At 70.7% G+C, this 23,908-nt stretch carries 20 protein-coding genes and 1 tRNA gene; 15 read left to right on the top strand and 6 right to left on the bottom strand.

Annotation, left to right across the window (positions count from 1 at the left end; all coding sequences use genetic code 11):
- The first annotated feature begins 41 nt into the window (after nucleotides 1–41).
- Together OG207_RS31575 and OG207_RS31570 are read left to right on the top strand one after the other, a co-directional pair.
- Nucleotides 42–890, top strand: coding sequence for a class I SAM-dependent methyltransferase (locus tag OG207_RS31575; RefSeq protein WP_329103124.1), 849 nt, complete (start codon nucleotides 42–44; stop codon nucleotides 888–890).
- A 1-nt stretch (nucleotide 891) separates the two neighbouring features.
- Nucleotides 892–3,621, top strand: coding sequence for an ATP-dependent RNA helicase (locus OG207_RS31570; RefSeq protein WP_329103123.1), 2,730 nt, complete (start codon nucleotides 892–894; stop codon nucleotides 3,619–3,621).
- Here OG207_RS31570 and OG207_RS31565 read toward each other — a convergent pair.
- Complete coding sequence (locus OG207_RS31565; RefSeq protein ID WP_329103121.1) at nucleotides 3,611–4,570, bottom strand: DUF3068 domain-containing protein; 960 nt, start codon at nucleotides 4,568–4,570, stop codon at nucleotides 3,611–3,613. The genes OG207_RS31570 and OG207_RS31565 overlap by 11 nt on opposite strands.
- Before the next feature lie 14 nt (nucleotides 4,571–4,584).
- Nucleotides 4,585–4,725: an SPW_0924 family protein gene (locus OG207_RS31560; protein WP_150256957.1), complete on the bottom strand. Its 141-nt coding sequence runs from the start codon at nucleotides 4,723–4,725 to the stop codon at nucleotides 4,585–4,587.
- Nucleotides 4,726–4,951: 226 nt separating this feature from the next.
- On the opposite strand from OG207_RS31560, the gene OG207_RS31555 reads away from it, so the two are divergent.
- Nucleotides 4,952–5,935, top strand: a complete 984-nt coding sequence (locus OG207_RS31555) for a right-handed parallel beta-helix repeat-containing protein (RefSeq protein ID WP_329103118.1) — start codon at nucleotides 4,952–4,954, stop codon at nucleotides 5,933–5,935.
- A gap of 83 nt (nucleotides 5,936–6,018) precedes the next feature.
- On the opposite strand, the gene OG207_RS31550 is transcribed toward OG207_RS31555, so the two are convergent.
- Nucleotides 6,019–7,305 carry a lytic transglycosylase domain-containing protein gene (locus OG207_RS31550; protein WP_329103116.1) on the bottom strand — a complete coding sequence of 429 codons (1,287 nt, stop codon included), beginning with the start codon at nucleotides 7,303–7,305 and terminating at the stop codon, nucleotides 6,019–6,021.
- Between the two features lie 184 nt (nucleotides 7,306–7,489).
- On the opposite strand from OG207_RS31550, the gene OG207_RS31545 reads away from it, so the two are divergent.
- Nucleotides 7,490–8,350 carry a DUF4184 family protein gene (locus OG207_RS31545; protein ID WP_329103114.1) on the top strand — a complete coding sequence of 287 codons (861 nt, stop codon included), beginning with the start codon at nucleotides 7,490–7,492 and terminating at the stop codon, nucleotides 8,348–8,350.
- A gap of 36 nt (nucleotides 8,351–8,386) precedes the next feature.
- Here the strand turns inward: OG207_RS31545 and polA are convergent, their stop codons facing one another.
- The gene (gene polA / locus OG207_RS31540) at nucleotides 8,387–11,107 is read right to left on the bottom strand and encodes a DNA polymerase I (protein ID WP_329103112.1); all 2,721 of its coding nucleotides are present in this window, start codon (nucleotides 11,105–11,107) and stop codon (nucleotides 8,387–8,389) included.
- Between the two features lie 199 nt (nucleotides 11,108–11,306).
- Between polA and OG207_RS31535 the strand changes: the two genes are divergently transcribed.
- Both OG207_RS31535 and OG207_RS31530 read left to right on the top strand, forming a co-directional pair.
- Nucleotides 11,307–13,592, top strand: a complete 2,286-nt coding sequence (locus OG207_RS31535; RefSeq protein WP_329103110.1) for an FdhF/YdeP family oxidoreductase — start codon at nucleotides 11,307–11,309, stop codon at nucleotides 13,590–13,592.
- Between the two features lie 55 nt (nucleotides 13,593–13,647).
- The gene (locus tag OG207_RS31530; RefSeq protein ID WP_266597823.1) at nucleotides 13,648–14,121 is read left to right on the top strand and encodes a PaaI family thioesterase; all 474 of its coding nucleotides are present in this window, start codon (nucleotides 13,648–13,650) and stop codon (nucleotides 14,119–14,121) included.
- Between the two features lie 50 nt (nucleotides 14,122–14,171).
- Here OG207_RS31530 and OG207_RS31525 read toward each other — a convergent pair whose 3' ends face one another.
- Nucleotides 14,172–14,654: a hypothetical protein gene (locus OG207_RS31525; RefSeq protein ID WP_329103107.1), complete on the bottom strand. Its 483-nt coding sequence runs from the start codon at nucleotides 14,652–14,654 to the stop codon at nucleotides 14,172–14,174.
- 146 nt (nucleotides 14,655–14,800) lie between these two features.
- Here OG207_RS31525 and OG207_RS31520 point away from each other — a divergent pair, with 146 nt between their 5' ends.
- The 6 genes from OG207_RS31520 (at nucleotide 14,801) to OG207_RS31495 (ending at nucleotide 21,525) form a co-directional block, all read left to right on the top strand.
- Complete coding sequence (locus OG207_RS31520; RefSeq protein ID WP_329103105.1) at nucleotides 14,801–15,226, top strand: hypothetical protein; 426 nt, start codon at nucleotides 14,801–14,803, stop codon at nucleotides 15,224–15,226.
- A 542-nt stretch (nucleotides 15,227–15,768) separates the two neighbouring features.
- Entirely contained in the window at nucleotides 15,769–17,004 is a 1,236-nt protein-coding gene (locus OG207_RS31515) for a branched-chain amino acid ABC transporter substrate-binding protein (RefSeq protein ID WP_329103103.1), read from the top strand.
- A gap of 108 nt (nucleotides 17,005–17,112) precedes the next feature.
- A complete protein-coding gene (locus tag OG207_RS31510) occupies nucleotides 17,113–18,045 on the top strand; it encodes a branched-chain amino acid ABC transporter permease (RefSeq protein WP_329103101.1) in 933 nt (310 codons plus the stop codon).
- Nucleotides 18,046–18,050: 5 nt separating this feature from the next.
- Nucleotides 18,051–19,775 (top strand): branched-chain amino acid ABC transporter permease, encoded by a 1,725-nt coding sequence (locus tag OG207_RS31505; RefSeq protein ID WP_329103099.1) that lies wholly within the window; start codon nucleotides 18,051–18,053, stop codon nucleotides 19,773–19,775.
- Between the two features lie 5 nt (nucleotides 19,776–19,780).
- A complete protein-coding gene (locus OG207_RS31500; protein WP_329108039.1) occupies nucleotides 19,781–20,812 on the top strand; it encodes an ABC transporter ATP-binding protein in 1,032 nt (343 codons plus the stop codon).
- A complete protein-coding gene (locus OG207_RS31495) occupies nucleotides 20,809–21,525 on the top strand; it encodes an ABC transporter ATP-binding protein (RefSeq protein ID WP_329103097.1) in 717 nt (238 codons plus the stop codon). The genes OG207_RS31500 and OG207_RS31495 overlap by 4 nt, the downstream gene beginning before the upstream one ends.
- 62 nt (nucleotides 21,526–21,587) lie before the next feature.
- Here the strand turns inward: OG207_RS31495 and OG207_RS31490 are convergent, their stop codons facing one another.
- Nucleotides 21,588–22,241, bottom strand: coding sequence for an ANTAR domain-containing response regulator (locus tag OG207_RS31490; protein ID WP_030008501.1), 654 nt, complete (start codon nucleotides 22,239–22,241; stop codon nucleotides 21,588–21,590).
- Nucleotides 22,242–22,340: 99 nt separating this feature from the next.
- Between OG207_RS31490 and OG207_RS31485 the strand changes: the two genes are divergently transcribed.
- The 3 genes from OG207_RS31485 (at nucleotide 22,341) to OG207_RS31475 (ending at nucleotide 23,875) form a co-directional block, all read left to right on the top strand.
- Nucleotides 22,341–22,413 (top strand) — tRNA-Leu (locus OG207_RS31485).
- Nucleotides 22,414–22,579: 166 nt separating this feature from the next.
- The gene (locus tag OG207_RS31480) at nucleotides 22,580–23,290 is read left to right on the top strand and encodes a helix-turn-helix domain-containing protein (protein ID WP_329103095.1); all 711 of its coding nucleotides are present in this window, start codon (nucleotides 22,580–22,582) and stop codon (nucleotides 23,288–23,290) included.
- Nucleotides 23,291–23,368: 78 nt separating this feature from the next.
- Nucleotides 23,369–23,875, top strand: a complete 507-nt coding sequence (locus OG207_RS31475; protein WP_329103093.1) for a DinB family protein — start codon at nucleotides 23,369–23,371, stop codon at nucleotides 23,873–23,875.
- Nucleotides 23,876–23,908: the final 33 nt, after the last annotated feature.

Here is a 23,908-nt window from a genome sequence, read left to right as displayed (position 1 = left end):
CCACATTCAGAAGACATTCGCAGACTACGACGACGGGCCCCATGAACCAAGAGGACTACGCCTCCGAAGTAGCGTCCGAGGCCGATCCGGTCTCCGTGGAAGACCCCGAGGCCACACGGCGTGACGCGGGGGAAGCGGAGAGCAGCCGGGCGAGCCGCAGCTGGTGGGACCGCAACGCCGACGAGTACCAGAGCGACCACGGCGCCTTCCTCGGCGACGACCGCTTCGTGTGGGGACCCGAGGGGCTGGACGAGGCGGAGGCGGCCCTCCTCGGCCCCGCCGCCTCCCTCAGGGACAAGGACGTCCTGGAGATCGGCGCCGGCGCCGCCCAGTGCTCGCGCTGGCTGGCCGCCCAGGGCGCCCGCCCGGTCGCCCTCGACCTCTCCCACCGCCAGCTCCAGCACGCCCTGCGCATCGGCGACGACGTCCCCCTGGTCGAGGCCGACGCCGGACGGCTGCCCTTCCGCGCCGGCTCCTTCGACCTGGCCTGCTCCGCCTACGGAGCCGTGCCCTTCGTCGCCGACCCGGTCAACGTCATGCGCGAGGTGCACCGCGTGCTGCGCCCCGGCGGCCGCTGGGTGTTCTCCGTGACCCACCCCGTCCGCTGGGCCTTCCCCGACGAGCCCGGACCCGAGGGGCTGTCCGTCGCCGCCTCCTACTTCGACCGCACCGCGTACGTGGAACAGGACGAGCAGGGCCGCGCCGTATACGTGGAGCACCACCGCACGATCGGCGACCGGGTGCGCGACGTGGTGGCGGGCGGCTTCCGCCTGCTCGACCTGGTCGAGCCCGAGTGGCCGGAGTGGAACAGCCAGGAGTGGGGCGGCTGGTCCCCGCTGCGCGGCAACCTGATCCCGGGCACCGCGATCTTCGTCTGCGAGCGCGACTGACGTGATCCGTACCGCCGCCCTCGACTCCCTGCCCGTGCGGGAGGCCGTGCCCGCGCTCGTCTCAGCGCTGGACGGCCACGGCACTGCGGTGCTCTGCGCCCCGCCCGGCACCGGCAAGACCACGCTGGTGCCGCTGGTGCTGGCCGGACTGGTGGGCGGCGGCCCGCGGCGCCGGGTGGTCGTCGCCGAGCCCCGGCGGATCGCCGCCCGGGCCGCGGCGCGCCGGATGGCCTGGCTGCTGGGCGAGCAGGTCGGCGGCGCGGTCGGCTTCACCGTGCGCGGGGAACGGGTGGCGGGTCCGGACACCGTGGTGGAGGTGGTGACCACCGGAGTGCTGCTCCAGCGCCTCCAGCGCGACCAGGAGCTGACCGGGGTGGACGTGGTGGTCCTGGACGAGTGCCACGAGCGGCACCTGGACGCCGACACGGTCGCCGCCTTCCTCCTCGACGTACGGGAGACCCTGCGCCCGGAGCTGCGGCTGGTGGCGGCCTCGGCGACGACGGACTCGGCCGGCTGGGCGCACGTTCTCGGCCAGGGAGGCCCGGGCGGTGCGCCGGTGGTGGAGGCGGCGGGTGTCTCGTACCCCGTGGAGACGGTCTGGGCCCCGCCGGCCAAGCCGGTGCGGCCCCCGCACGGGATGCGGGTGGACCCGGCGCAGCTGACGCACGTGGCCTCGGTGGTGCGGCGGGCGCTGGCCGAGCGCGACGGCGACGTCCTGTGCTTCCTGCCCGGCGTCGGCGAGATCGCCCGGGTCGCCGGGCAGCTGGGCGGGGTGGACGCGGAGGTGCTCCAGATCCACGGCCGGGCCCCGGCGGCGGTCCAGGACGCGGCGCTCTCCGTCGCCGATCACCGCAGGGTGATCCTGTCCACCGCCGTGGCGGAGTCGAGCCTGACCGTCCCCGGGGTGCGCGTGGTGGTGGACTCCGGGCTGGCCCGCGAGCCCCGCGTGGACCACGCGCGGGGCCTGGGCGCACTGGCGACCGTACGGGCGTCCCGCGCGGCCGGGCGGCAGCGGGCGGGCCGGGCCGGGCGCGAGGCGCCGGGCACGGTGTACCGCTGCTGGGCCGAGGCGGAGGACGGCCGGCTGGCCGCGTTCCCCTCGCCGGAGATCCGCATCGCCGACCTGGCGCAGTTCGCCCTGCAGGCCGCCTGCTGGGGCGACCCGGACGCGACCGGGCTGGCCCTGCTGGATCCGCCGCCGGCCGGGGCCATGGCCGCGGCGCGGGAGGTGCTGGTGGCCGTCGGCGCGGTGTCCCCGGCCGGTGCGGTCACCGCGCGCGGGCAGCGGATGGCCCGGCTCGGACTGCACCCGCGGCTGGCCCGGGCCCTGCTGGACGGCTCCTCGGCCCTCGGTGCCCGCCGGGCGGCGGAGGTGGTGGCCCTGCTGAGCGAGGAGCCGCCGCGGGAGTACGGGGACGACCTGGCCGGCGCCTGGCGGCGGGCCCGGGCGGGCGGCGACGGCTACGCGGCCCGCTGGCGCGCGGAGGCCCGCCGCCTGGAGCGCGCCGTTTCCCCTGCGGGGCGCACCGCCGGAACCGGGGCCGGGGCTGCACCCCGCACCCCGCTCGGGTGCGGCACCGCTGCCGGGGGCCAGCCCCCGGACCCCCGCGCCTCAAACGCCGGCGAGGCTGATTCTTCAGCCCCTCCGGCGTCCGAGCCGCGGGGTCCGGGGCGGAGCCCCGATCTTTCAGCCTCGCCGGCGTTTGAGGCGCGGGGTGCGGGGCGGAGCCCCGGCGGCGCAGCCGCACCCGATGACCTCGCCGCCGGGCTCATCGCCGCCCTCGGGTTCCCCGAGCGGGTGGCGAAAGCCAGGGGCGAGGGGGCCCTCCTCATGGCCAACGGCACCGCGGCCGAGCTCGGCGACGGCTCCCGGCTGCGCAGCGCGCCCTGGCTGGCCGTCGCCGTCGCCGACAGGCCCCCGCATGCCGCGTCCGCCCGGGTCCGGCTCGGCGCCGTCATCGACGAGGACACCGCCCGCGCCGCCGCCTCGCACCTGCTCACCGCGGGGGAAGAGGTCCGCTGGGAGGACGGCGACCTCATCGCCCGCGCCGCCGAGCGCCTCGGGGCGATCGAACTGTCCGCACGTCCGCTGCGCACCCCCGACCCCGCGCTCGTCCGGGCCGCTCTCCTCGACGGGCTGCGCGCCGAGGGGCTCGGCCTGCTGCGCTGGTCCCCGGACGCGCTGACCCTCCGGGCCCGCCTCGGCTTCCTGCACCGCACGCTCGGCGGAGCCTGGCCCGACGTGGCCGACGACCGGGCCCTGCTGGAGCGGGCCGACGACTGGTTGGAGCCCGAACTGTCCCGGGCCCGGCGCCGCGCCGACCTCGGGCGGATCGACGCCGGGCAGGCCCTGAACCGGCTGCTGCCGTGGGCCACCGGGGAGGCCGTCCGACTGGACGAGCTGGCTCCGGAACGCCTGGAGGTGCCCAGCGGATCCCGGATCCGGGTGGACTACGCCGCCGAACACGGCCAGCCGGTGCTCGCGGTGAAGCTGCAGGAGCTGTTCGGGCTGGCCGAGACCCCGCGGGTGGCGGGCGTACCGGTGCTGGTGCACCTGCTGTCGCCGGCCGGCCGGCCCGCCGCGGTCACCGCCGACCTCGCCTCCTTCTGGCAGGGCGGCTACCGGGCCGTGCGCGCGGAACTGCGCGGGCGCTATCCCAAGCACCCCTGGCCCGAGGACCCGGCCACCGCCGAGCCCACCCGGCACACGAACGCCCGGCTCAGGCGCTGACGCGGCGGCCGCGGGCCTCCAGCCACAGCGCCACGCCGAGCAGTACGAGCCCGCCGGCGGCCAGGCCGATCGGCGCGTAGGTATGCAGGGCGAGGACCTTCGTACGGTTCGACCTGACGAGGTCGACCGTGTAGTCGGAGTAGTCCTCGCGCATGGTGACGTGTCCGGCGAAGGCGGTCAGCTTGCCGTCGGGGCCGCCGGCCGCGATGCCGCCGCGCATCTCCTGCTGGATGTCCTGCTCGGCGTTGACGGGCGCGCCGGTCACCGGGTCGACCCAGAACCTCGCCTTGACCGTGTACCAGAGGGTGGTGCCGGTGGCCGCCTCGATCGTCGACGGGTCGATGCCCTCGATCGGCATCTTCTTGGGCATGGGGACCTTGGTCCACGGGACGGTCTGCTCGAAGTAGTAGACGTCCATGCCCTTGAACGTGCGCGGCCCGACGTAGTGGATCGGCGAGGAGGTGCGGGTCTGCGCGTCGAAGTAGAGGTAGTCGCGCGGCTCGGTGAAGAAGGGCCACTTGAACTCGATGCCCTCGCGCTTGACCGGGTCCCCGTCGACCGTCTCCCCGGTGGCGTGGACCGGGTCCTGGGTGTGCGCGTCGAAGATGTAGCGCTCGGGGATCTGGGAGACCATCTTCCCGTCCGGGCCGATGATGTAGGACAGGGTGTCCCAGACGACGACGTCCTTGCCCGCGCTCGCCTCTATCTCCTTCGACGCCTCGACGTTGCCCTTGAGGGTCTGGACGATGGTGACCTTGTCGACCTTCTTCGGCTGCATGCCGCCGGTGTAGTCGAGGAGCGTGGCGTCCTTCGCCTCCAGGACCATCTCCTGGTACTGGTTCGGCGGGATCTTGGCGAGGCGGGGGTACGCGTACCAGCGCAGCAGCGGCGCGAGGGCCGCGCAGAACACGGCGAGGGCCAGCAGGACAAGGCTCGCTCTGCGTCGCACGGCCGGGCCCTCCTCTACTTTCCGGGCGCGGGGGGCGCGGTGGTGAGCAGGGGCTTGGGTGAGGTCTCGCCTTCGGGCACCCCGAACGCCGTGATGGCGAACACGAGGGCCAGCGCGGCCGCGAGGCCGATGGCGGCGGCGACGAATGCGCGCATGCCGGGGCTCCGAAATCTGATGAGGCGTCAGAGATGGGGCACCGTAGCAACGCGGGGGCGAGATGAGAACCGTTCGGGCCACAGATCACCACTGGGCCGCCCGGGGGATCTCGGCGCCCGCCGGCACGCCCGCCCCCGCGTTGCACGCGGCGGGACACCCACCCCATGGAACACTGATCATCAACGGAAAGTAATCAAACGATTGCACACGATGATCGGAGAAGTGATGCAGAGACGTCGACTCAAGGCAGCGGCCCTGGTTGTACCGGTCGTGGCCGCGCTCAGTCTCGGCAACACCGCGGACGCGACCTCCCTGGCGGCCATTCCCTGCGACGTCACCGCACTCAACAACGCGATCGACGCCGCGAACAACAACACCGGACCGCACACCATCCGGCTCGCACCCAAATACGTCTACAACGTCCTCACTCCCGCGTCGACCGGCGGCCTCGGCCCCAACGCCCTGCCCAGGATCACGGGCACCGTCACGCTGCTGGGAGACAAGACCACCATCCGACGGGATCCCGACGCGACCGAGGGCTTCCGCATCGCGGAGATCGACGGCCCCGGCGGGCGCCTGACGGTCGAGGGCATCACCGCGACCGGTGGCGGCTATCTCGACTACGCCGGCACCTACCTGCCCACGGACGGCGGGACGCTCATCCTCAAGCACAGCACCGTGACCAACAGCACGGCGAACCAGGGGGGCGCCATCTATGTGAACCAGAGCAGCACCCTTGAGATCCACGACAGCGTCGTGCGGGACAGTGCTGCCCAGCGGGGTGGCGCCATCTACAACGGGCCGGGAAGCACCACCCTGCTGAAGAAGACCAAAGTGGTGCGGAACCAGGCCACGGAGCTGGGAGGCGGCATCTTCACCGCCGGGGTCTCCCTGACCATCAAGAACTCGCACATCGAAGGCAACCGCGCCTTCCAGCAGGGCGGCGGAATCTACAACGACCGCTCTCCGATGGACATCTCCTCGACGACCATCGCGGACAACCGCGCGGGCCAAACGGGTGGCGGCATCGCCAATGACGGCACCACCACGCTGACGGACACAAAGGTGCGGCGCAACATCGCGCTCAACGGCGGCGGCGTCTGGCAAGGACCCTCTGGCGGCTCCCTGACCCTCGTCAGGAGCCGGATCGTCGAGAACACGCCCAACAACTGCCGGCCCGTCGGGGCGGTTCCCGGCTGCACGAACTGACCCCAGACTCGATCCGCGAGCCCGGCTTGATCCACAAGGCGCGGCCTGGTGCTGTGACCCGGTGAACCTTCCCGGTCACAGCACTACGTGTGTTGCCCCGGGGTCGGCCGGGGCACCGTCGGAGCGGAGGCCGGAGACGCGGTGGGCTTCGGCGTGCGTGACGAGCTGGGCGTCGGGCTGGCCGTCGGGGTCGGCGAAGGCTTCGGGGTCGGGGTCGGCGTGGGTGTGGGCGTCGGGGTCGGCGAGGGCTTCGGGTCCGGGGTAGGTGTCGGCGTCGGCGTGGGTGTAGGCGTAGGCGTAGGCGTAGGGGTGGGAGTCGGGGTGGGCTTCGGGTCCGGCGTCGGGGTCGGGGTCGGCTTCGGGTCCGGCGTCGGGGTGGGGCTCGGCGTCGGCGTCGGCGTCGGCGTGGGCTTCGGCGTGGGAGTCGGCGTCGGCTTCGGCGTGGGGCTCGGGGGCTGCGTCGTGGGTGTGCCCGGTCCCGTAGCGGGCCGGTCCGGGACTTCGTGCGTCCCCTTCAGGTAGTACGTGAACCAGGACCGCACCGTGCGCAGGTACTCCGTGGAGCGGTTGTAGGAGAGCACGGCCCGGTCCAGGTCCGCGTCCACCCGCAGGTCGCGGCTGCCCGCGCACAGGTAACGGGCGGCCGCCAGGGCCGCGTCGTGCACGTTGTTCGGGTTGCGCCGGCCGTCGCCGTCCGCGTCCTGGCCCCACGCCGCCCACGTGGAGGGGATGAACTGCATCGGCCCGACCGCCCGGTCGTAGCGGGAGTCCCCGTCGTACGCTCCGCCGTCCGTGTCCGAGATGTTCGCGAAGCCGTTGCCGTCGAGCACCGGCCCCAGGATCGGCCGCAGCGTGGTCCCGGCCGCGTCGACCTGCCCGCCCCGCGCCTGCCCGGACTCCACCTTGCCGATCGCCGCGAGGAGTTGCCAGCGCAGTCCGCAGCCCGGGGCGCTCCGCCCGACCTTCTGCTCCGCGCCCTGGTACGCCGCGAGCACGCTCGCCGGTATCCCCTGCGCCCCTTCCGCCGGCCCGGTCACGACCGACGCCGGTGCGGCCTGCGGGCCCGTCGGGGCCTGGGCCTGTGGTTGTGGCTGCGGCGCCGCCCCCTCCTCCGGCAGCAGTACGTCCGGTGGCTGCGGGCTCACCAGCGGCGGGAGTTCGGTGAAGTACGCGGAGTCGCCGCCGGCCGTGTCCGCGGCCGGCGGCGACTGCGGCCTCGGCTGCGCGGCTGACTCCCCGGCGGCGGAGAGCCGGTCGGTGCTCCCGCCCGCCGGGCCCTGGGACGCCGTCACCGCGGCGACCACCAGAGCGGAGACCAAGGCGGCCGTCGTTCCCCTGCGCAGCCTGCGTCCGATTATTCGAGCCGACATGAGCCGGACCCCTCCCCCTCGACGTCCGCGTGACCCTACGTCAACTCCCTGCACACAGCACGCAAGGAGGGCGGGAATTCACCACATCCCCACGTTCCGAGGCAGGTCACGGATACTGTCTGGACCCTTCGGGAGCATTGGCCCGAAGTAAGGAACGTCCACAGCACGTCACAGGAGAGGTGTCATGCCGTTCACTCTCAGCCACGCGGCCGCCGTACTTCCGGCCATCCGTCGGACCGGGCGTGCGCGGGGCCCCCTCGTCGCCTCGGCGCTCGTCCTCGGGTCGTTCGCGCCGGACACCTTCTACTTCACGGACGCGATCGTCGAAGGCGTCCTGACGTACGGGGCCTTCACGCACTCGCTGCCGGGCGTCCTCACGCTGGACGCCGTGCTGACGGCCGTCCTGGTGGGGTTCTGGCTCCTGCTGCGCGAGCCGCTGATCGCGCTCCTGCCGCGCGCCTGGCGGGGCAGGGCGTACGCCTTCGTGCGGGGCGAGGCATGGCGCGAGCGTCCCCGGCCGGCCGTGCTCGTCGGCTGGTTCTACGTCTCGGCGGCCCTCGGGTCCCTCACCCACGTGCTCTGGGACAGCTTCACGCACCACGACCGCTGGGGCACGAACGCGCTGCCCGATCTCGCCGAGCCGCTCGCCTACGGCCTGCCGGGCTACTCCTTCCTCCAGTACGGCACTTCGGCCGTCGCCGCATGCGCCCTGCTCTGGTTCGCGGTGACCGCCCTGCGCCGGCTTCCCACGCTCCCGGCCCCCGCGTCCGTGCCGGTGCTCTCCCGCGCGGAGCTCTGGGGTGCCCTCGCCCTGCTCGTGGTGTGCGTGGCGGCCGGGGTCACCCGGCGCGTGCTGCGCTTCTTCGACTTCTTCGACCGGATCCGTACGCCGCTCGACATCATCCCGACCATCTGCTTCGGCGCGGGCGCCGGACTGACCGTCGCGCTGCTGGTCTACGGGGTCCTCGTGCGGCTGCGGCAGCGCCGCGACCGGACCGGGCGCCCCGCGGACGAGGAAACGCGGACGCCCGTCCCCACCGCCTGAGCAGCGGGGACGGGCGCCGGGCGGGCCGTACGGCGATCAGTGCGCGGCGGACTCCCAGTCCGGGCCGACGCCCACCGACACGTCCAGCGGGGCCCGGAGCTCGACGGCGGCGCCCATCTCGCGCCGCACCAGCTCCTCGACCTGCTCGCGCTCGCCCGGGGCGATCTCCAGCACGATTTCGTCGTGGACCTGGAGCAGCATCCGCGAGCGCAGACCGGCCCCGGCGATCGCCTTGTCCACGCGCAGCATCGCGACCTTGACGATGTCGGCGGCGGTGCCCTGGATGGGGGCGTTGAGCGCCATCCGCTCGGCGGCCTCGCGGCGCTGGCGGTTGTCGCTGTTGAGGTCGGGCAGGTACCGGCGGCGGCCGAAGATCGTCGCCGTGTATCCGGTGGCGCGGGCCTCGTCAACGACCCGGCCGAGGTAGTCGCGGACCCCGCCGAACCGCTCGAAGAAGGTCTCCATCAGGCCGCGCGCCTCGGCGGGCTCGATGTTCAGCTGCTGGGCGAGGCCGAACGCGGAGAGCCCGTAGGCGAGTCCGTACGACATGGCCTTGATCTTGCGGCGCATCTCGGCGTCGACCTCGGACCGCTCCACCCCGAACACCTGGGAGGCGACGGTGGTGTGCAGGTCCTCGCCGGTCGCGAACGCCTCGATCAGGCCCTCGTCCTCGGAGAGGTGGGCCATGACGCGCAGCTCGATCTGGCTGTAGTCGGCCGTCATCAGGGACTCGAAGCCCTCGCCGACGACGAAGCCGCGGCGGATGGCACGGCCTTCGTCGGTGCGCACCGGCACGTTCTGCAGGTTGGGGTCGGTGGAGGACAGCCGGCCGGTCGCGGCGACGGTCTGGCTGAAGCTGGTGTGCACCCGGCCGTCGGCGGCGATGGTCTTGACCAGGCCCTCGACGGTGACGCGCAGCTTGGCCTGCTCCCGGTGCCGCAGCATGATCACCGGGAGTTCGTGGTCGGTCTGCGTGGCCAGCCAGGCCAGCGCGTCCGCGTCCGTCGTGTAGCCGGTCTTGGTCTTCTTCGTCTTCGGCAGGTCCAGCTCGCCGAAGAAGACCTCCTGGAGCTGCTTGGGCGAGCCGAGGTTGAACTCGTGGCCGACGGTGGCGTGCGCTTCCTTGACGGCCTGCTGCACGGCCCCGGCGAACTGCTGCTCCATGGCCTCCAGGTGGTCGCGGTCGGCGGCGATGCCGGAGCGCTCCATCCGGGCGAGGAGTTCGGAGGTGGGCAGCTCCATGTCGTGGAGCAGCTCCGCGGCGCCGACCTCGGCGAGCTTGTCGGTGAAGGCGTCGCCCAGGTCCAGGACCGCGCGGGCCTGCGCCATCAGGGCCTCGGCCTCGGCGGTCTCGTCGGCGCCGAAGGCCAGCTGCCCGTCGGCGGCGGCGGGCGCCAGCTCACGGTGCAGGTACTCCATGGACAGGGCGTCCAGGGCGAAGGACCGGCGGCCCGGCTTGACCAGGTAGGCGGCGAGCGCGGTGTCCATGGAGACGCCGGCGAGCGTCCAGCCGTGCTCGGGGAAGACCCGCATCAGGCCCTTGGCGTTGTGCACGACCTTGGGCTTCGTCGCGTCGGCGGCCCAGGCCGCGAAGGCCCGCTCGTCCGCCTCGTCCAGCTCGGCGGGCGTGAACCAGGCGGCGGCTCCGCCGGCCGCGGCCAGCGCGATCTCGGTGACGTTGCCCTGGCCCAGCGCCCAGCTGTCGACGGTCGCGATGCCCAGCGGGTCGCCCGCGTGGCCCTCCAGCCACGGCGCCAGCTCGCCCGTGCCCAGCACGGACGCGTCCAGCTCCACGCCGGCCGCCGGAGCCGGGGCCTCCGGGGCGGCCGCGCCCGGGTCCACGGCGAGCAGCCGCTCGCGCAGCGAGGCGTTGCGGATCTCCAGCACGTCCAGCACGCCGAGCATGGCGGTCCGGTCGTAGGGGGCGCGGACCAGGTCGGCCGGGGCCTTGGGCAGCTCCACGTCCTTGACCATCTCGGTCAGGACCCGGTTGAGCTTGACGGCCTCCAGGTGGTCCCGGAAGTTCTGCCCGGCCTTGCCCTTGACCTCCTCGGCGCGCTCCACGAGCTCCGCGAACGACCCGAACTGGGTGATCCACTTGGCCGCGGTCTTCTCACCGACGCCCGGAATGCCCGGCAGGTTGTCGGACGGGTCGCCGCGCAGCGCCGCGAAGTCCGGGTACTGCTGCGGGGTGAGGCCGTACTTCTCCACGACCTTCTCCGGGGTGAACCGGGTGAGCTCGGAGACGCCCTTGGTCGGGTAGAGCACGGTGGTGTGCTCGGAGACGAGCTGGAAGGAGTCGCGGTCGCCGGTGACGATCAGCACGTCGAAGCCGGCCGCCTCCGCCTGCGTCGCCAGCGTCGCGATCACGTCGTCGGCCTCGAAGCCGTCGACCGCGAACCGCGGCACGTGCATCGTGTCGAGCAGCTCGCCGATCAGCTCGACCTGCCCCTTGAACTCGTCGGGGGTCTTGGAGCGGTTCGCCTTGTACTCGGGGAACTCCGTCGAACGCCACGTCTTGCGGGAGACGTCGAACGCCACCGCGAAGTGCGTGGGGGCCTCGTCGCGCAGCGTGTTCGCCAGCATCGACGCGAAACCGTAGATTGCGTTGGTCGGCTGCCCCGTCGCGGTCGTGAAGTTCTCCGCGGGCAGCGCGAAAAACGCCCGGTAGGCCAGGGAGTGCCCGTCCATGAGCATCAGGCGGGGGCGGTCCCCTGCGGTCGTCTGGTCCGTCTTCTTCGATGCTGAATCTGCCACGCACCGATCCTAGGCGCCCCCACCGACAATTCCGGCCCGTCGCCTCCCCCGGCGCATCCTCCCCACCGGACGCCCCCGGCGCACCCGACCGGGGTGCGGTGAGCACCGGACCGCCCTCCCCTGATTCCGTGGTCCGTGCAAGGATCGAAGGACGCGGCTACTTGTGCTGCATACGTACGTACGCTCGAAGGGGAGCGCGATGGCGACCAAGCCGCCCACAGGTGATCCGGTACAGGACGCACCGCAGGTCACACCGCCCAAGCACGCGGCCGCAGGGCTGCCGGCGATCGGCCACACCCTGCGGATCGCCCAGCAGCAGATGGGCGTGGCCCGGACCGCCCGCACCCTCCTCAAGGTCAACCAGAAGGACGGCTTCGACTGCCCGGGCTGCGCCTGGCCCGAGGGCGACAAGCGGCACACGGCCGAATTCTGCGAGAACGGCGCCAAGGCCGTCGCGGAGGAGGCCACGCTGCGCCGGGTCACCCCCGAGTTCTTCGCCGCGCACCCGCTGGCCGACCTCGCCACGCGTTCCGGCTACTGGCTGGGCCAGCAGGGCCGCATCACGCAGCCCATGCTCCTGGAGACCGGGGCCGCGCCCGGCGGCGACGACCGGTACGAGCCGGTCAGCTGGGAACGAGCCTTCGCGATCATCGCCGAAGAGCTGACCGCCCTCGACTCCCCCGACGAGGCCCTCTTCTACACCTCGGGCCGCACCAGCAACGAGGCCGCGTTCCTCTTCCAGCTCTTCGCCCGCGAGTTCGGCACCAACAACCTGCCCGACTGCTCCAACATGTGCCACGAGTCCTCGGGCTCCGCACTGACCGAGACCATCGGCATCGGCAAGGGCAGCGTCTCCCTCGAAGACCTCCACCAGGCCGACCTGATCATCGTCGCCGGACAGAACCCGGGCACCAACCACCCGCGCATGCTCTCCGCCCTGGAGAAGGCCAAGACGTCCGGCGCGAAGATCATCTCGGTGAACCCGCTGCCCGAGGCCGGCACGGAACGGTTCAAGAACCCGCAGACCCCCATCGGCATGTTCAAGGGCACCGCCCTCACCGACCTCTTCCTACAGATCCGCATCGGCGGCGACCAGGCCCTCTTCCGGCTCCTCAACAAGCTCGTCATCGAGACGGAGGGCGCCACCGACGAGGCCTTCATACGCGAGCACACCCACGGCTACGAGGAACTCGCGGCCGCCGCGAAGGAAGCCGACTGGGACGAGACCCTCACCGCGACGGGCCTGACCCGCCCCGAGATCGAGCAGGCCCTGGCCATGGTCCTGGCCTCCCAGCGCACCATCGTCTGCTGGGCCATGGGCCTCACCCAGCACAAGCACGCCGTCGCCACCATCCGCGAGGTCGTCAACCTCCTCCTGCTGCGCGGCAACATCGGCCGCCCCGGCGCCGGTGTCTGCCCCGTCCGCGGCCACTCCAACGTCCAGGGCGACCGCACCATGGGCATCTTCGAACGTCCCGCGCCCGCCTTCCTCGACGCACTCGACCGCGAATTCCAGATCACCTCGCCGCGCGGGCACGGCTACGACGTGGTCCGCTCCATCCAGGCCCTGCGCGACGGCAAGGCCAAGGTCCTCTTCGCGATGGGCGGCAACTTCGTCGGCGCCACCCCCGACACCGAGGTCACCGAGGCCGCCATCCGGAGGGCCTCCCTGACCGTGCACGTCTCCACCAAACTCAACCGCTCCCACGCGGTCACCGGCCGGCGGGCCCTGATCCTGCCCACCCTCGGCCGTACCGACAAGGACGTACAGGCGAGCGGCAAGCAGTTCGTGACCGTCGAGGACTCCATGGGCATGGTCCACGCCTCCCGCGGCAACCTCGCCCCCGCCTCCCCGCACCTGCTGTCCGAGCCCGCCATCGTGGCCCGCATGGCCCGCGCGGTCCTCGGAGCGGCCTCCGCCACCCCGTGGGAGGAGTTCGAGCGCGACTACGCCTCGATCCGCGAGCGGATCTCCCGCGTGATCCCCGGCTTCGAGGACTTCAACGCCCGCGTCGCCCACCCCGGCGGCTTCCAGCTCCCGCACGCCCCGCGCGACGAGCGCCGCTTCCCGACGAAGACCGGCAAGGCCAATTTCACCGCCGCGCCCGTGGAGTACCCGCGGGTCCCGGCAGGACGGCTGCTCCTCCAGACCCTGCGCAGCCACGACCAGTACAACACCACGATCTACGGCCTCGACGACCGCTACCGCGGCATCACCGGCGGCCGCCGCGTGGTCATGGTGAACCCGGCCGACGCGGCCGAGCTGGGCCTGGCCGACGGCTCGTACACGGACCTGGTGAGCGAGTGGAAGGACGGCGTGGAGCGGCGCGCGCCCGGCTTCCGCGTCGTGCACTACCCCACCGCCCGCGGCTGCGCGGCCGCGTACTACCCGGAAACCAACGTGCTGGTCCCGCTGGACTCGACCGCGGACACCAGCAACACCCCAGCCAGCAAGTCCGTCGTCGTGCGCTTCGAACCGGCCTGATAGAACGACCTCAGGACAAGACGGTTAACGAGCGTTGACGAACGGAGCCTGACCCATGGGTGAGCAGCACGCAGTGAAGTTCCCGCAGGAGGTCCTCGACGAGTACGCGGCCCTGGGCATCGACCTGCCCGCGCTGTTCTCGGCCGGAGACCTCGGCGAGCGCATGGACATCCGCATCCTGGAGGCCTCGGCCGACCGCGTCGTCGGCACCATGCCCGTCAAGGGCAACACCCAGCCCTACGGACTGCTGCACGGCGGTGCCTCCGCCGTACTGGCCGAGACCCTCGGCTCGATCGGCGCCATGATGCACGGCGGCATCACCAAGATCGCCGTCGGCGTGGACCTGAACTGCACCCACCACCGGGGCGCCCGCTCCGGCATCGTCACCGGCGTCGCCACCCCGGTGCACCGCGGCCGCTCGACCACCACCTTCGAGATCGTCATCACCGACGAGCAGGACAAGCGGATCTGCACCGCCCGCCTGACCTGCCTGCTGCGCGACGCCGACCAGGTGGCCGCGGGGGCCTGACCCCCGACCGGTTTGGGTGCCGTGACGCAGGACCGCCCGGGCCCCGGGGCTCAGGCGGTCCCTTCCCGGGCGGGATGCAGGCGCCAGCGCAGCTCCTTCACCGCGTCCGCCGCCTCCCGGCGCACCCCCGAATCGTGGTGGCGCAGGAAGCGCCCGACGGCCGGGAGCGCCGCCCGGTCGCCCGTGGCACCGAGGACGCCCAGGACGTACTCCAGCAGGAGGGGTTCCATGCCGTCCGCCGCGGCGAGCGGCGCGACCACCCGATGGGTGAGCTCGTAGGGCGCGGTGGCCGTGCAGAGGGCGTGCAGCGCGGACTCCCGCAGCTCGTAGCCCTCGTCGGAGAGCGCGACCGCGACGAGGCGTTCGACGACCCGTACCGCGTCGTCCCGTGCCGCGTCGTCCCGTGCCAGGAGGCCCGTCTCCAGGACGTCACTGACGACTTCGAGGCAGCTGTCCCGACGCCCCGCATCGGGGGCGTCCAGCTCCTGCCGGGCCGATTCGATCCATGCCGTCGGGCTCTTGGGTCCGGTCACGGCCAGAGCATAGGAGACGACGGCCGGCCGCCCGGCCGACAGGCGCCGGACGGCACGGCACCCGCCAACCGCCCGGAATCCGCCAGTCCGCACGCTTCGCCGTGACATCTGTTGTGTCACCCGTGGTCACCGCCTACCGTCCCCCCATGGGGACCCTGCCACGCACGGCCCGGTACGCCGCCCACACCCTGCTCGCGGCGCTCGCCCTGACCGGATGCTCATCCTCCGCGCCACCCTTCGCGGCGGGCTCCACGGCGGGCTCCACGGCGGGTTCCACGAACCCCTCCAGCCCCGCTCCCCCCTCGCCCGTACAGGTGTGCACGAGCCTCGTGTCCTACTGGGCGAAGGAGACCCTCATGGGCACGAAGTGGTCCGGTCTCGACTGGGAGCAGAAGGGCCTGTCCAACGACCAGTACGCGATCCACGAGGACGCCGTGGCCGCAGGGCGCACCGAGGAGCGAACTGCCGGGCGGGACAAGGCACTTGAGTTGATCGACCGGTTCGTGGCCCAGCGCTGCGCCGACGAGGGCGGCGCGATGCGCAGTTCGGAGAACTGGCGCCCGCCGACGTGACCGAGGTCACCGCATTCCCGAGCGCACTGTCCGGCTTCCGGGCACATCCCCCCGTAGGACCGAAGCGCAGGTGAAAGGCCGTGCCGCCATCCGAACAAGATCCATCCGGATTCGAAAGTGCCCTCTTGACGGTCACCCTGCGTAATGCACGCAAGGGTTGGAATCCGCCTTTTCCCTTAAGAAAGACCACTCGGAGGGTTCCTTTGGGCACGCGCAGCCACATTCGGCCGAAAATGATCTAAGACAGGAGCATGAAGGCCTCAAGCCCCTTAGGAGAGCAGGCAATTCTCAGGATGCGGACACCCCCCAAGGTAAGAAAACGTCCGATTTGTCCACACTCCCGCTACACATTCTTGGCCTTGGCATAACAAGAGCGTCACATCCTCCTTTCCCTGCTCCCCGTGCTCGCCACCTCGGGCCTAGAGTCACGGCCAGTCACCGCGCCGCAGGGCGCAATCAGCACGGCCGTGGACCTCCCAGTGCGGCCCGGCGACCTAACGGCACCTCTCCACGAGAGAGCCGCGCCAGGGAAAGGAAGAATCGTGCGACACCGTTCTTTGCTCGTCCTCACCACCGTGATCACCACGGGAGCACTGACCCTCACCGCTTGCGGATCGCGCGACGGCGGAGACTCCAAGGACAACGGCGGCGGCAAGAAGACCACCGTCGTCATCGGTGTGGACGCCCCGCTCACCGGCTCGCTCTCCGCGCTCGGTCAGGGCATCAAGAACTCCGTCGACCTCGCGGCCAAGACGGCCAACAAGAACAACGAGGTCCCGGGCATCGAGTTCAAGGTCGAGGCCCTCGACGACCAGGCCGTCCCCGCCTCCGGCCAGGCCAACGCCACCAAGCTCGTCGGCAACAAGGACGTCCTCGGCGTCGTCGGCCCGCTGAACTCCGGCGTCGCCCAGCAGATGCAGGGCGTCTTCAACTCCGCCAACCTGGCGCAGGTCTCCCCCGCCAACACCAACCCCGCGCTCAGCCAGGGCGACAACTGGGGCAAGGGCGAGTTCAAGCGCGGCTTCAAGACCTACTTCCGCACCGCCGCCACCGACGTGGTCCAGGGCAAGTTCGCCGCCCAGTACCTCTTCCGCGACGCCGGCAAGAAGAAGGTCTTCATCGTCGACGACAAGCAGACCTACGGCGCCGGCCTCGCCGCCATCTTCGCCGACGAGTTCAAGAAGCTCGGCGGCGAGGTCGTCGGCACCGACCACGTCACCGTGAAGGAGACCGACTTCTCCTCCACCGCCGACAAGGTCAAGTCCTCCGGCGCCGACTCCGTCTACTTCGGCGGCCAGTACCCCGAGGGCGGCCTGCTCGCCGACCAGATCAAGAAGACCGGCGCGGTCGTCCCCCTCATGGGCGGCGACGGCATCCAGGACCCGGCCTTCATCAGCGCCTCCGGTGAGGCCAACGAGGGCGACCTCGCCACCTCCATCGGCTACCCGGTCGAGAAGCTGGACACCGCCAAGAAGTTCATCGAGGACTACAAGACCGAGGGCTACAAGGACCCGTACGCCGCCTACGGTGGCTACTCCTACGACGCCGGCTGGGCCGTCATCCAGGCCGTCAAGGCCGTCGCCGCCGCCAACAACGGCAAGCTGCCCACCGACGCCCGCGCCAAGGTCGTCGAGGCACTCGGCAAGGTCTCCTTCGAGGGCGTGACCGGCAAGGTCGCCTTCGACGAGTACGGCGACACCACCAACAAGCAGCTCACCGTCTACAAGGTCGAGGGCGGCAAGTGGGTCGACGTCAAGAGCGACACCTTCAACCAGTAAGCCCGTAGTCCCCAGCAACACCCGTACCACCTGAACCAACGCCGCGCGAGGGCGCAAACAGCGCCCTCGCGCGGAGTCTTATCCGACACGCTCATCGGAGGCCCTGCGGTGCACGAACTGCCGCAACAGCTGGCCAACGGCCTGGCCCTCGGTGCTCTCTATGGTCTCATCGCCATCGGGTACACCATGGTCTACGGCATCGTCCAGCTCATCAACTTCGCCCACGGCGAGATCTTCATGATCGGCGGCTTCGGCGCGCTCAGCGCCTACGCCATCCTCCCGACCGGCACCTCCCTGCTGATCGCGATACCCGTCATGATCATCGGAGGTGCCGCCACCTCCGTCGCCGTGGCCTGCGCAGCCGAACGCTTCGCCTACCGCCCACTGCGCAGCGCCCCCCGGCTCGCACCCCTCATCACCGCAATCGGCCTCTCGATCGCGCTCCAGCAGCTCGTCTGGCAGTTCTACCCGGACGCCAAGAAGGCCGTCAGCTTCCCTGAGTTCAAGGGCGCCGCCTTCAAGCTCACCGACAGCCTCTCCATCCAGCGCGCGGACCTCTTCGTCCTCATCCTCGCCCCGCTCTGCATGCTCGCCCTCGGCGTCTTCGTCCAGAAGAGCCGCAGCGGCCGCGCCATGCAGGCCACCGCGCAGGACCCCGACACCGCGAAGCTGATGGGCATCAACACCGACCGCATCATCGTCATGGCCTTCGCCATCGGTGCCGCGTTCGCCGCCGTTGCCGCCGTCGCCTACGGCCTCGACAAGGGCCAGATCAACTTCGAGATGGGCTTCATCCTCGGCCTCAAGGCCTTCACCGCAGCCGTCCTCGGCGGCATCGGCAACATCTACGGAGCCATGGTCGGCGGCGTCGTCCTCGGACTCGCCGAAGCCCTCTCGATCGCCTACATCGAAGACATCCCCGGCATGTCGCAGCTCGGCGGTGGCGCCTGGTCCAACGTCTGGGCCTTCGTACTCCTCATCGTCGTCCTCCTCGTGCGGCCACAAGGCCTGCTCGGCGAGCGCGTCGCGGATCGGGCGTGAGAACCATGACCACCAACACCACCCCGCAGACCGCAGACACGGTGAAGCAGGGCCCCGCGCCCACCACCCTCCTCTACGCGGTCATCGCAGGCAGCCTCCTGACCATCGTCAGCGCCTTCCTCGCGTGGACCTGGACCGCCGACTTCCCCGGCGACCTGACCTACTACGGCAGCCCCGCGGGCCTCCAGTACGTCACCCTCGCCGGAGCCGCCCTCACCCTCGCCCACGCGCTCTCCGCACTCGGCGTCAAGGGCCTCGGCTGGCTCACCCCCAACGGCTCCCGCAAGGCCCTCTTCTTCCTCACCCTCGGCAACCTCGCCGCCACCTGGTTCACGGTCATCGCCATCACCGTCGTCCTCGGCGGAGTCGTCAACCTGGAACCCGGCGCCTACGTCGCCCTCGTCGGCTCGCTCATCCCGGCCCTCGCCGTGAACAAGCTCCCCGACGACACCCGCAAGGCGGCCCCCGCCAAGCAGCTGCCCTCCTGGGCCGAAATCCTCATCATCACCGCCGTCTTCGCCATCGGCCTCTTCGTCATCACCTACGGCATCGACACCGATGACAAGGAACCGCAGCTCTTCGTCGCCTACCTGATCACCGTCGGCCTCGCGGCCTTCGCGCTGAACAAGTCCGGCCTCTTCGCCCGCCTCGGCGGCCTCACCGCCAAGTACCGCCAGGTCACCCTGATCGGCACCGCGGCCGCCGCCATCGCCTTCCCGTTCATCCAGCAGAGCGGCGACACCTACACGCTGATCGCGGTCAACATCCTGATCTTCGCGACCGTCGCCCTCGGCCTCAACGTCGTCGTCGGCCTCGCCGGCCTCCTCGACCTCGGCTACGTCGCCTTCCTCGGCGTCGGCGCCTACGCCGCCGCCCTGGTCTCCGGAAGCACCGCATCCGCCTTCGGCATCCACCTGCCCTTCTGGGCAGCGGTCATCGTCGGCGCCCTCGCCTCACTCATCTTCGGCGTGGTCATCGGAGCCCCGACCCTGCGCCTGCGCGGCGACTACCTCGCCATCGTCACCCTCGGCTTCGGAGAAATCTTCCGCATCGCCATGGGCAACCTCGACGGCACCTCCGGCCCCGACATCACCAACGGCCCCAACGGCATCCCCAACATCCCCCACCTCGAACTCTTCGGGTGGAACTTCGGGGAATCCCACGTGGTCGGCGGCATCACCCTCGGCGCCTACGCCAACTACTACTTCCTGATGCTGCTCGTCATGGCCCTCGTCGTCGTGGTCTTCGCCCGCGCCGGCAGCAGCCGCATCGGCCGCGCCTGGGTCGCCATCCGCGAGGACGAGACCGCCGCCGAAGCCATGGGCATCAACGGCTTCAAGGTCAAGCTCATCGCCTTCGCCCTCGGTGCCACCCTCGCCGGCCTCGCCGGCACCGTCCAGGCACACGTCAACAGCACGGTGGTCCCCGAGAACTACGTCTTCGCCGGGCCCGTCCCGCCGAACTCCGCGTTCCTCCTCGCCGCCGTCATCCTCGGCGGCATGGGCACCATCCGCGGCCCCATCCTCGGCGCCGCACTGCTCTTCCTGATCCCCGCGAAGCTGGCCTTCCTCCAGGACTACCAGCTCCTCGCGTTCGGCATCGCCCTCATCCTGCTCATGCGCTTCCGCCCCGAAGGCCTCATCGCCAACAAGCGCGCGCAGCTCGAGTTCCACGACGACACCGCTGACCAGGCCCCCGCGGACCTGGCCACCGCCAAGGCGGGGGCGTGAACAACATGACGACCACCACGGACACCACCACCAAGACCACGGTTCTCGAAGCCAAGGGCGTCACGATGCGCTTCGGCGGCCTCACCGCCGTCAAGAACGTCGACCTCCAGGTCAACTCGGGCGAGATCGTCGGACTCATCGGCCCCAACGGCGCCGGCAAGACCACCTTCTTCAACTGCCTCACCGGGCTGTACGTCCCCACCGAGGGATCCGTCAGCTACAAGGGCACCGTCCTGCCTCCCAAGCCCCACAAGGTCACCGAGGCCGGCATCGCCCGCACCTTCCAGAACATCCGGCTCTTCCACAACATGACCGTGCTGGAGAACGTCCTCGTCGGACGCCACACCCGCACCAAGGAAGGCCTCTGGTCCGCACTGCTGCGCGGCCCCGGCTTCAAGAAGGCCGAAGCCGCCAGCGAAGCGCGCGCCATGGAACTCCTCGAGTTCATCGGCCTGGAGAACAAGGCCCAGCACCTGGCCAAGAACCTCCCCTACGGCGAACAGCGCAAGCTGGAAATCGCCCGCGCCCTCGCCAGCGACCCCGGCCTCATCCTCCTGGACGAGCCCACCGCCGGCATGAACCCGCAGGAAACCCGCGCTGCCGAAGAACTCATCTTCGCCATCCGCGACATGGGCATCGCCGTCCTCGTCATCGAGCACGACATGCGCTTCATCTTCAACCTCTGCGACCGCGTCGCCTGCCTCGTCCAGGGCGAAAAGCTCATCGAAGGCACCGCGTCCGAGGTCCAGGGCGACGAGCGCGTCATCGCCGCCTACCTCGGCGAGCCCTTCGAGGGCGACCCGGGCGCCGCCGACGACGCCGCGGTCGAGGCTGCCGAAGCCGCCGCCGAAGCCGCAGCACCGGCCGAGGCCGAGGCTGAGGCCGAAGCCGAGACGGAGGCCGTCGAAGCCGAAGCCACCGAGGCCGACGCCGCGCCCGACGCGGAGGCGGACGCCGACGGCGACACCGACGCCCCGGCCGACACCGACTCGGACAGCACCACCAGCACCACCAGCACGGAAGGAGAGGCCAAGTGACCGCACTGCTCAAGGTCGAAGACCTCAAGGTCGCCTACGGCAAGATCGAAGCCGTCAAGGGAATCTCCTTCGAAGTCAACGAAGGCGAAATCGTCTGCCTCGTCGGCACCAACGGCGCCGGCAAGACGACCACCCTGCGCACCCTCTCCGGGCTCATCAAGCCCAAGAGCGGCAGCGTCACCTTCGACGGCCAGCCCCTCGGCACCGTCCCCGCCCACAAGATCGTCTCCCTGGGCCTCGCCCACTCCCCCGAGGGACGCCACATCTTCCCCCGGCTGACGATCGCCGAAAACCTCCAGCTCGGCGCCTTCCTGCGCACCGACAAGGAGGGCATCGAGCAGGACGTCCAGCGCGCCTACGAGATGTTCCCCATCCTGGGCGAGCGTCGCAAGCAGGCCGCCGGCACCCTCTCGGGCGGTGAGCAGCAGATGCTCGCCATGGGCCGCGCGCTCATGTCCCGCCCCAAGCTCCTGATGCTGGACGAGCCCTCCATGGGCCTGTCCCCGCTGATGATGCAGAAGATCATGGCGACCATCAAGGAGCTCAAGGCTTCGGGCATGACCATCCTGCTCGTCGAGCAGAACGCCCAGGCGGCGCTCTCGCTCTCCGACAGCGCGCACGTGATGGAGATCGGCAAGATCGTTCTCTCGGGCACCGGCCGCGACCTCCTCCACAACGAGGACGTCCGCAAGGCCTACCTCGGCGAGGACTGACACAACGTGTGAGGCCCGCCTCCCCTCGGGGGGAGGCGGGCCTCACGCATGTCCGGGGGCGGCTACTTGCCGCTCTCCTTCTTCTTCGCCTCGGCGTCCTCGATGACCACCTCGGCGACCTGCTGCATGGACATCCGGCGGTCCATGGACGACTTCTGGATCCAGCGGAAGGCGGCGGGCTCGGTCAGCCCGTACTGCGTCTGCAGGATGCTCTTCGCCCGGTCCACCAGCTTGCGGGTCTCCAGCCGCTGCGAGAGGTCGGCGACCTCCTGCTCCAGGGCGCGCAGCTCCGCGAAGCGGGAGACGGCCATCTCGATGGCCGGCACCACGTCGCTCTTGCTGAACGGCTTCACGAGGTACGCCATGGCCCCGGCGTCCCGGGCCCGCTCGACGAGGTCGCGCTGCGAGAACGCGGTGAGCATCAGGACGGGCGCGATGGACTCCTCCGCGATCTTCTCGGCCGCGGAGATCCCGTCCAAGACGGGCATCTTCACGTCGAGGATCACCAGGTCGGGACGGTGCTCGCGCGCGAGCTCGACGGCCGTCTGGCCGTCGCCGGCCTCGCCGACGACGGAGTAGCCCTCTTCCTCGAGCATCTCTTTGAGATCGAGACGGATGAGCGCCTCGTCCTCGGCGATGACGACCCGGGTCGTCAGCGGCGGAACGTGCGACTGGTCGGCGTCGGGCGTGGGCGTCGACTCGTGCTCGGCGGTCACGGATGCTCCTCGGTGCAAGGCGATTAAGCTCCCACGAGCCTACCTAGCTCCTGTATGTTTGTGACACGGAGGGTCTTAGGTATCCTTCGTTTCGAAGGAGCCCCGGTAGCCCAGCGGTAGAGGCGATGGATTCAAAACCCATTCAGCGTCGGTTCGAATCCGACTCGGGGCACTTCTCCTTCCATTTCAAGGTCGCCGAGCCAATTTTGCGATCTTCACTCGTCACGGTGAACGAAGCTTCGAATCACGACCAACCGGACGATTAGCAGCGATGCTCCTGCTTCGTGGAGCACAATCCCGCGATACGCGAAGAAGCAGTTCTACTGTTACGCCGAGGCGTGACCAATCGGGACGTGGCCGAGAACCTCGGCGTGCCCCGCGGCACTGTCGGCTGGTGGCGGTATCAGGACCGGAAGCACCGCGGCGAGACCTACGAGCCGCCCACCGACTGCCCGAGGTGCACCGGCCTTGGCTTCGAACGACCCGCCTACGCCTATCTCCTCGGCCTCTATCTCGGCGACGGCCACATCATCTCGAAGTACAAGCAGCACCACCTCTCCATCTTCTGCGACGCCACTTGGGCCGGCCTCATCGACGCCGCCGAGGAAGCCATGCACCTCGTGATGCGGATGCCTCGCGTAAGCCGTCGGCAGCGACAGGGATGCGTCGAGGTGCAGTCCCACTCGACCCACTGGACATGCCTGTTTCCGCAGCACGGGCCCGGCAAGAAGCACGAGCGGCGGATCATCCTTGAGGACTGGCAGCAGGAGATCGTCGACGCCCATCCGTGGGACTTCCTGCGGGGGCTGATCCACTCCGACGGGTGTCGGATCACCAACTGGACCGTCCGCAACGGCAAGCGCTACGAGTACCCGCGGTACTTCTTCACCAACAAGTCGGACGACATCCGGAAGCTCTGTACCGACACGCTCACCAAGGTCGGGGTCCAGTGGACCGTGCTGGCCCGGGGCAGCGATCCGTTCAACGTGTCCGTCGCGCGGAAGGACTCCGTCGCCCTCATGGACGCCCACATCGGGCCGAAGCACTAGCGAGGGCCCGCCCGGCGGACCAAGCCGGTCGGGAAAACGCCTCGACACCGGTCGTGGTCATCGGGGACGCTTCGCACGATGACCAGAATCGACGACACGCCGCCCGCGTGGGACGAGCGCACGCAGCTCACCACGTTCCTCGACTATGCCCGTGACACCGCCCGCGCCAAGTGCGACGGCGTCTCCGCGGAGAACGCCCGCAAGGCGCTCCTGCCGGGCTCACCGCTGATGACGATGAGCGGTTTGATCAACCACCTCCGCTGGGTCGAGTACTACTGGTTCCAGGTGGTCTTCCTCGGTGAGGAGGACCGGGGACCCTGGACGGAGGAGGACCCCGACCGCGAGATGCGCGTGGCCGTCGACTTCCCGCTCGCGCAGTTGCTCGACGAGTACGCCGAGCAGAGTGCCGGGTACCGCGAGCTGGTCGCCGGGAGCGGCCTGGGCGACCGGGCGAAGCGGGCGGTCCGCGACGGCCTGCACGTCGACCTGCGCTGGATCCTCCTTCACCTCACGGAGGAGACGGCGCGCCACAACGGTCACTTGGACATCCTGCGCGAGATGCTCGACGGCACGACCGGCGACTAGAGCCGGAGCGGGCCGGACTGGCCCTGGGTGCCT

The organism is Streptomyces sp. NBC_01439, assembly GCF_036227605.1.
Taxonomy (GTDB): domain Bacteria; phylum Actinomycetota; class Actinomycetes; order Streptomycetales; family Streptomycetaceae; genus Streptomyces.
Note: the sequence above shows the minus strand (reverse complement) of the source record. Positions and strands in the feature narration are given on the sequence as shown.

What these genes read in the sequence shown, in the direction of transcription:
- OG207_RS31575 (WP_329103124.1), top strand. Translation starts at nt 42, where the DNA reads ATGAACCAAGAGGACTACGCCTCCGAAGTAGCGTCCGAGGCCGATCCG.
- OG207_RS31560 (WP_150256957.1), bottom strand. Translation starts at nt 4,725, where the DNA reads ATGCGCGCATTCGTCGCCGCCGCCATCGGCCTCGCGGCCGCGCTGGCC.
- OG207_RS31555 (WP_329103118.1), top strand. Translation starts at nt 4,952, where the DNA reads ATGCAGAGACGTCGACTCAAGGCAGCGGCCCTGGTTGTACCGGTCGTG.
- OG207_RS31550 (WP_329103116.1), bottom strand. Translation starts at nt 7,305, where the DNA reads ATGTCGGCTCGAATAATCGGACGCAGGCTGCGCAGGGGAACGACGGCC.
- OG207_RS31545 (WP_329103114.1), top strand. Translation starts at nt 7,490, where the DNA reads ATGCCGTTCACTCTCAGCCACGCGGCCGCCGTACTTCCGGCCATCCGT.
- OG207_RS31535 (WP_329103110.1), top strand. Translation starts at nt 11,307, where the DNA reads ATGGCGACCAAGCCGCCCACAGGTGATCCGGTACAGGACGCACCGCAG.
- OG207_RS31530 (WP_266597823.1), top strand. Translation starts at nt 13,648, where the DNA reads ATGGGTGAGCAGCACGCAGTGAAGTTCCCGCAGGAGGTCCTCGACGAG.
- OG207_RS31520 (WP_329103105.1), top strand. Translation starts at nt 14,801, where the DNA reads ATGGGGACCCTGCCACGCACGGCCCGGTACGCCGCCCACACCCTGCTC.
- OG207_RS31505 (WP_329103099.1), top strand. Translation starts at nt 18,051, where the DNA reads ATGACCACCAACACCACCCCGCAGACCGCAGACACGGTGAAGCAGGGC.
- OG207_RS31500 (WP_329108039.1), top strand. Translation starts at nt 19,781, where the DNA reads ATGACGACCACCACGGACACCACCACCAAGACCACGGTTCTCGAAGCC.
- OG207_RS31475 (WP_329103093.1), top strand. Translation starts at nt 23,369, where the DNA reads ATGACCAGAATCGACGACACGCCGCCCGCGTGGGACGAGCGCACGCAG.